Annotated in this window: 4 protein-coding genes; 1 reads left to right on the top strand and 3 read right to left on the bottom strand. The window is 71.2% G+C overall.

The annotated features are described in order from the left end of the window. A partial coding sequence (locus tag AC5LUJ_RS10125; RefSeq protein ID WP_493464824.1) for an ABC transporter ATP-binding protein occupies positions 1-1644 on the bottom strand: 1644 nt, incomplete at its 3' end. Between the two features lie 192 nt (positions 1645-1836). On the opposite strand from AC5LUJ_RS10125, the gene AC5LUJ_RS10120 reads away from it, so the two are divergent. Then, on the top strand, positions 1837-2157 hold the full coding sequence (locus AC5LUJ_RS10120) for a hypothetical protein (protein WP_250289480.1): 321 nt from the start codon (positions 1837-1839) through the stop codon (positions 2155-2157). 28 nt (positions 2158-2185) lie between these two features. On the opposite strand, the gene AC5LUJ_RS10115 is transcribed toward AC5LUJ_RS10120, so the two are convergent. Together AC5LUJ_RS10115 and AC5LUJ_RS10110 are read right to left on the bottom strand one after the other, a co-directional pair. Then, entirely contained in the window at positions 2186-4057 is a 1872-nt protein-coding gene (locus tag AC5LUJ_RS10115; RefSeq protein ID WP_250289482.1) for an ABC transporter ATP-binding protein, read from the bottom strand. A gap of 233 nt (positions 4058-4290) precedes the next feature. Further along, positions 4291-5712 carry a lysine N(6)-hydroxylase/L-ornithine N(5)-oxygenase family protein gene (locus AC5LUJ_RS10110; protein WP_493464823.1) on the bottom strand — a complete coding sequence of 474 codons (1422 nt, stop codon included), beginning with the start codon at positions 5710-5712 and terminating at the stop codon, positions 4291-4293. Positions 5713-6423: the final 711 nt, after the last annotated feature.

Raw genomic sequence — 6423 nt, 5'->3', positions numbered from 1 at the left:
CTCCCCCACCACGGTGGCCAGCCCCTCGGGCAGCGCCTTCGCCCACCCCGCCGCGCCGACGCGGTCGAGCGCCGCGAGCAGCTCGTCGTCGCTGGCGTCCGGGCGGGCCAGGCGCAGGTCGTCGGCGAGCGGCCCGGCGAAGACGTGCATGTCCTGGGAGATCAGGACGACTGTCCGGCGGACCGCGGCCGGGCCGAGCTCGTCCAGCTCCACGCCGCCGAGCGCGATCGACCCGCTGGTGGGGCGGTGGATACCCGCGATGAGCCTGGCCAGGGTCGTCTTGCCCGCGCCGCTGGCGCCGACGAGCGCGACCCGTTCGCCCGGCTCGATGTCGAGGTCGACGTCACGCAGCACATCGTGGCCGGGCCGGTAGGCGTGGCCGACGCCGGCGGCCCTGACCGAGGCGTCCACCGGCACGGCGACCGGCACGGTCACCGGCCTGCCGACTGGCCCCCTGACCGGCGTGGTGACTGCTGTGGCGGCCGAGACCGCGGACGACACGGTGCCCGACGCGTTGGCCGACGCGGCATCCGACATGCTGGTCAGCACGTTGGCCGGCTGGGCGGGCCGGTGCGGTTCCGGCGTCGTCGGGATGTCGGCGACGCCCACCATCCGGGCCAGGCTCGCCGTCGCGGCCTGGGCCTCGTCGACGAGCGCCAGCGCCACGTTGATCGGGTTGAACAGGTTGTGGAAGTACAGGGCCGCCGCGGGCGCGGTGCCGATCGTCACCGATCCGTCGCGTACCAGCAGGAACCCGGCCGTGAGGACGGCGGCGAGACCGATGAACTCGGCGAGGTTCAGCCGGGCGTAGAACCGCGTGATCAGATGGATTCCGCGCAGGGCCAGGTCGACGGTGGTCCGGGAGCGCCGGGTGACCCGGCCGATGTGCTCGTCGTCGCGGCGGAACGCCCGGACGGTGGCCGCGCCGCCGATGGTGTCGAGGAGCTGCTGCTGCTGGGCGCCGGCGGCGATGCGCTGCTCGGCGTAGAGGGGGATGCTGCGCCCGGCGTACCAGCGGACCGCCTGGACCTGGACAGGCGCGGCGAGCAGGGCCGCGAGCGTGAAGCGCCAGTCGAGGACCGCGAGCCCCACCAGGGTGAACGCGATGGTCAGAGCGGCGTGGGCCATCTCCGGCAGCGCCCCGCGGACCGCCTCGGTGATCCGCGTGACATCGTTGGTCACGCGTGAGGTCAGATCGCCGGCGCCGGCCCGTTCCACCTGCTCCAGCGGCAGGGTGAGCGCGCGCTCCACGAAGCGTTCGCGCAGGACGGCCAGCACCCCTTCGCCGAGCCGGGCGACGAGGGTGACCCCGACCGCGGTCAGCACGCCCTGCGCGGCCGCGACGACCACGAGCAGCACGACCGGGGTGGTGATCGCGCCGGCTGGCCGGCCGTCGGCCACCACGTCGACGATGTGGCCGAGCAGGGGCGCGGTGAACAGGCCGGCCACCGTCGACAGGGCCAGCACACCGAACGCGGTGATGGTCAGCGCCCGCCGCTCGCGCAGCAGCTCGCCGACCGTGACGCGGATACGCACGCTGGTCGCGATGGGTAGCAGCTCCCGGCCGTCGTCCGCCCGCACGAACGACTCGGGCCTGGCTGCGGACACCTCAAGCCTGTTCGTGGACGCCTCGGGGCTGGTCATCGTCGCTTCTCCCGCATGGTCATCGTGTCAGGACAAGTACTCAGGGCCACCCACTCGGCCCGTGCCCCGACCCTTGTGCGGGCAATTGTCATCACATGGACACCGTCCGCCATATGGACACCGTCCGCCATGTGACCAGTGCCCACTGGGTGAGCAGCGCTCGTCCTGTGGGCAGCGCCTACCGTGCGGACGATGACCGCCAGGCGGGCACTGTTCGCAACATGGGCACTGCTCGCCGTAGGGGCAGTGGCTGCCGTAGGCACGGTGACCGCCAAATGGACACCGTTCGCAGCACGAACGCTGCTCACCGTAGGGTCGGCGATCGCCATAGGGACGGTGACCACTAGATGGACGCTGTTCGTAGCGTGGACGCTGCTCACCGTAGGGCTGGCGCTCGCGGCGGGGACGGTGACCACCGGATGGACACTGTTCGCAACATGGAAGCTGCTCACCGTAGAGACAGTGATCGCCATGGGGACGGTGACCACTGTGGGGACAGCACTCGTCGGGTAGACGGTGCTCATCGGGTGGACGGTGGCCGTCAAGTGAGCACGGTCGCTCGGTAGTCCGCGTGGCCGTGGACGAGTTCGCCATGGGTGCCCTCGGCGGTCACCGTGCCCCCGTCGATGACCACCACCCGGTCGGTCACCGCGAGCAGGGCCGGGCTCGTCGTGATCAGAATGGTGGTCCGGCCGCGGCGGATGTCGCGTATACCGGCCGCGATCCGTGCCTCGGTGACCGCGTCCACCGCCGTGGTGGGGTTGTGCACGGCCAGCACGGGGGAGTCGACGGCGAGCGCGCGGGCAAGCGCGATACGTTGCCGCTGCCCACCCGACAGTGACCGTCCACGTTCGGCGAGTATTTCGTCGACACCGTCCGGGAGGGTGCTCGCGACCTCGTCGGCACCCGCCGCCGCCAGCGCCCGTCCAACCACACCCCCGGTACGGGCCTCCGCCGCGCCACCAGCGTCGACGCCGACCGGGCTCCTGGCGCCGCCGCCGACGACCGTGGCCGGGCCGCTTCCGGGGCCATGCCCGGTAAGGCCATGCCCAACAGGTTGCCCGACAGGTTGCCCGACAGGCTGACGCACGGCGGGCCCATCTTCAGCCGGCTCACCGTCGGGCGTGGGCGCCGCGACGTTCTCGATCAGGGTTCCCTCGAACAGTTCCGCGTCGTGCGCGGCCACCAGGACCGCGGCCCGGACCGCCGCCGGGTACACCTCGGACAGCGGCACCCCGTCGAGCTCGACCGAGCCGCCGTCCGGGTCCGCTTCGCGTCCCAGGCAGCGCAGGACGGCGGTGGCCGCCGCCGGATCGGCCGCGACGACTCCCAGCAGCTCGCCGGGGGCGGCGGTGAACGTCAGGCCCCGCAGCGGCCCGTAGGTCACGTCCAGGAAGCGGACCTGGCCCCGCACCGGCTCGGGAAGACTCCTCGTCCCGGCCCCGACCGCCGGGGACGCCGCCAGCACCGAGGCGATGCGGCCGGCGGACGCCCGCCCCTGGGCGAACTCCGCGTTCACCCAGGCGAAGATCGATAGCGGCCCGAGCAGGAACTGGGCGAGCCCGACCGCGGCGATCAGATCACCGACCGAGATGTCATCCTCGGCCGCGAGCCGGCCCGCGACCAGCGCGACCACCGCGATGAAGATCCCGGTCAGCGCGAGGACGCCGCCGTCGTGCCAGGCCTTCGCGCTGGCCGCCCGCAGGGTCGCGGTCAGGGAGTCCTGGCTGGTGCGCCGGTAGCGGGCGATGGCGGCCGGCTCGGCGCCGATGCCCTTGAGCACCCGCAGCCCGGCGACGAGGTCGGCGGCGACACCCGAGGCGTGCGCGGCGCGTTCCTGCTCGGTGTCGCTGCGGCGTTCCAGGGGCCGGCCGAGCAGGTGCGTCCCCCACAGCAGGAAGGGTGCGCCGAACAGCACCAGCAGGCCGAGCGGGACGGAGACCGTGAGCAGCGCGACCGCGCCGACCAGCAGGCCGGTGACGGCCGCGATCGACGCGGGCAGCGCCGCGTTCACGATGCCGACCCGCTGGGCGTCTCCCGTGGCGATGCTCACCAGCGCCCCGGACAGGCGACCGGTTTCCGCGCCCGCCCGCGGGTCCAGGACACGGCGGGTGAGCTGGATGCGCAGGTTGTGCGCGGAGCGTTCGGCGGCGCGTTCCCCGAATCGCGCGCCGAAGCGGTAGCAGAACGAAAGGCCGGCGAACGTGACCGCGAGGACGGCGAGCCAGCGAAGGAGATCGCCGGTGGCCCCGGTCGACACGGCCCGGTCGATGATGATCCCGATCAGGACCGGGACCAGGGCCTCACCGACCTGATGCCCCGCGACCATCACCGCGCCCACGGCGATCTGGCGTCGCTGGCCGATGACCGAGCTGGTGAGGACGTCCCGCCCTGACGGCCCGCCAGTACGCACCCTTCTGTCCTCCGGTCCGTTGCTTGTCGTCGTCCCACGGCTACAACCGATCATCTATCGGCCGTGATCGGACGGCTCGCCTGATTCGTAAGCCACCTGGCTTACTCCCATTTGGGGTAATGCCGAAGGCATCCGAGGTACTGATCCGTCGATGTGTTCGCCACTGGCCGCCGCGGGACGCGGCCGGCACAGCCGGTGCCTGGTCGACGGGTCGATGCGGTCGTGCCGGATGGTCAGCCCAGCGCCAGCGCCAGCGCCAGCGCCGGGGCGTCCGCGGCCACCTCGCCCGCAGCCACCTCGCCCGCGGCCGCCGTGCCGTCGGCATGGCCGAGGGCGGAGCGCAGGAGCTCCCCGGCCCGGACGGCGATGTTCGACAGCAGCGTCGAGGAGATGCCGTGCGCGTACTCGGTGGCACCTGGGATGTAGATGCCGGCCGTGCTCCCCGCCGCGGTAACCACACGGTAGTCACGTCGAACCTCCAGACGGCCGGCGTCGTCGACGTTGCACACCGCCGCCATGCCGCCGAGCAGCCGCCACGGGTCGCGGGAGCGGTAGCCGGTGGCCAGCACCACCACGTCCGCGTCGAGGGTCTGCCGCTGGCCGGTCGGAAGGAACTCGACGGTCGCCCGGACACCGTCCGGAACGTCCTCCAGGCCGGTGAGCCGGGACGCCCGCACCATGCGCAGCCGTTCGACGCCACGCACCTTCTCCTGGTAGACGCGGCGGTACAGCTCGTCGATGAGGTCGGTGTCGACCACCGAGCAGTTGGTCCCCCGGTGGTAGTCGAGCAGCATCGCCCGGACCTTGTCGGGGGCGTGGAAGAAGTCGTCGACCGCGGTCGGGTCGAAGATCTGGTTGGCGAACGAGCTGTCGTCGGCCGGGCTGAAACCGTAGCGGGCGAAGACGGTGTGCACCTCGGCCCGCGGGAAGTTGGAGTGGAGGTATTCGGTCACCTCGGCCGCGCTCTGACCAGCACCGACGACGAGGAATCGCCCCCGCGGTGTCGACGGCATCGCGCCGACACGGTCGAGCAGGTCGTGGTTGTGCCAGACCCGCTCGGTGAGCCCGATTCCGTCGGGTGTGCGAGGTTCCAGGCCGGCCGCGATGACGACGTTGCGGGCGCGGCGCACCTCCGTGCGCTCGGGGCCGCCGCCGCGCCGGCTCACCACGTCGATGAAGGCGATCTCACCGCCGAGGGTGACCGGCCGCAGGTCGACGACCTCCGAGCCGTACTCCACGAGATGATCGAGGCGGCCCGCAGCCCACTCCAGGTAGTCGTGGAACTCGTGGCGCAACGGGAACATCGTCTTGTGGTTGATGAAGTCCACCAGCCGGTCCTGGCCGTGCAGGTACGACACGAAGCTGAAATCGCTCGCCTGGTTGCGCAGGGTGACAAGGTCCTTCAGGTACGACATCTGCATGGTGGCGCCGTCGAGCAGCATTCCCCGATGCCAGCCGAAGCGTTCCTGGCGTTCCAGGAAGGTGACCCGCAGTGCCGCCGAGGGCGCTACCTGGGCGTTGTGTTCCTCGACGGCGATCGCCAGGGCGAGGTTCGAAGGCCCGAACCCGATCCCGATCATGTCGTGGACACCGAGTTCCGTCAGTTCTCCGGCCCGCTCGTGCAGACGTCCTACCACGGCTGCCCTTCCAGTCATGTGAGACCGCGTCGGCGCTGACCAGAGGTACCTCGTCCGAGGACGCTCAGGCGGAGCACCATGTCATGACTGTTAGTTAAGTTAGCCTTACCTATACTCGGAATAATCGGGTGACGTCAAGGTTGTGCGTCCCTTCGCAGCCCGTTGTGCGCGGCCGGTTGCGCGCACCTTCGCCGCCTGTCGATGCGATTGTCTTCGCTGACTTTGGTTAACCTAACTTATGGCGAATCAAGTACCGATGTCCGGCGGATCGCGACAACGCTGGTCACGTCCGGAGCCGTGATGTACGGAGAGTGCTCATAGTGCGCGCCCGTGTGACACGGACGCGGACGGGCGCGGCCGGGCGAGGCGGACGCTCTCAAGGTCCGCGCTCGTGTGACACCGACCCACGCACCCACACATCCGCCCGGCACCGCGAACCGCCTGAACCGGAGGCGACCGCACACCCGCACACCCGCACATTCGTACACCCGGCCCACGGCTCGGGCGGCACAACGCCGACAATCATGATCTGTCCAGGCGCATCCCCGTCTGGCCTGGGAGGCGGCCCCGCGCGCCACATGCTCACGCCGGCGCGGGCCCCGACCCGTACGCAGGCCCCGATCCGTGATCGTGATGCCACGATCGACCAGCTACCGACCTGCCGGGGCCCGCGTGTCGTACTCTTGGTTGGGTCGTCTCCGGGGGCGTAGCTCAATTGGCAGAGCACTG

The organism is Protofrankia sp. CiP1_Cm_nod3 (genome assembly GCF_982290655.1).
This window is presented reverse-complemented; position numbering and strand designations above follow the sequence as displayed.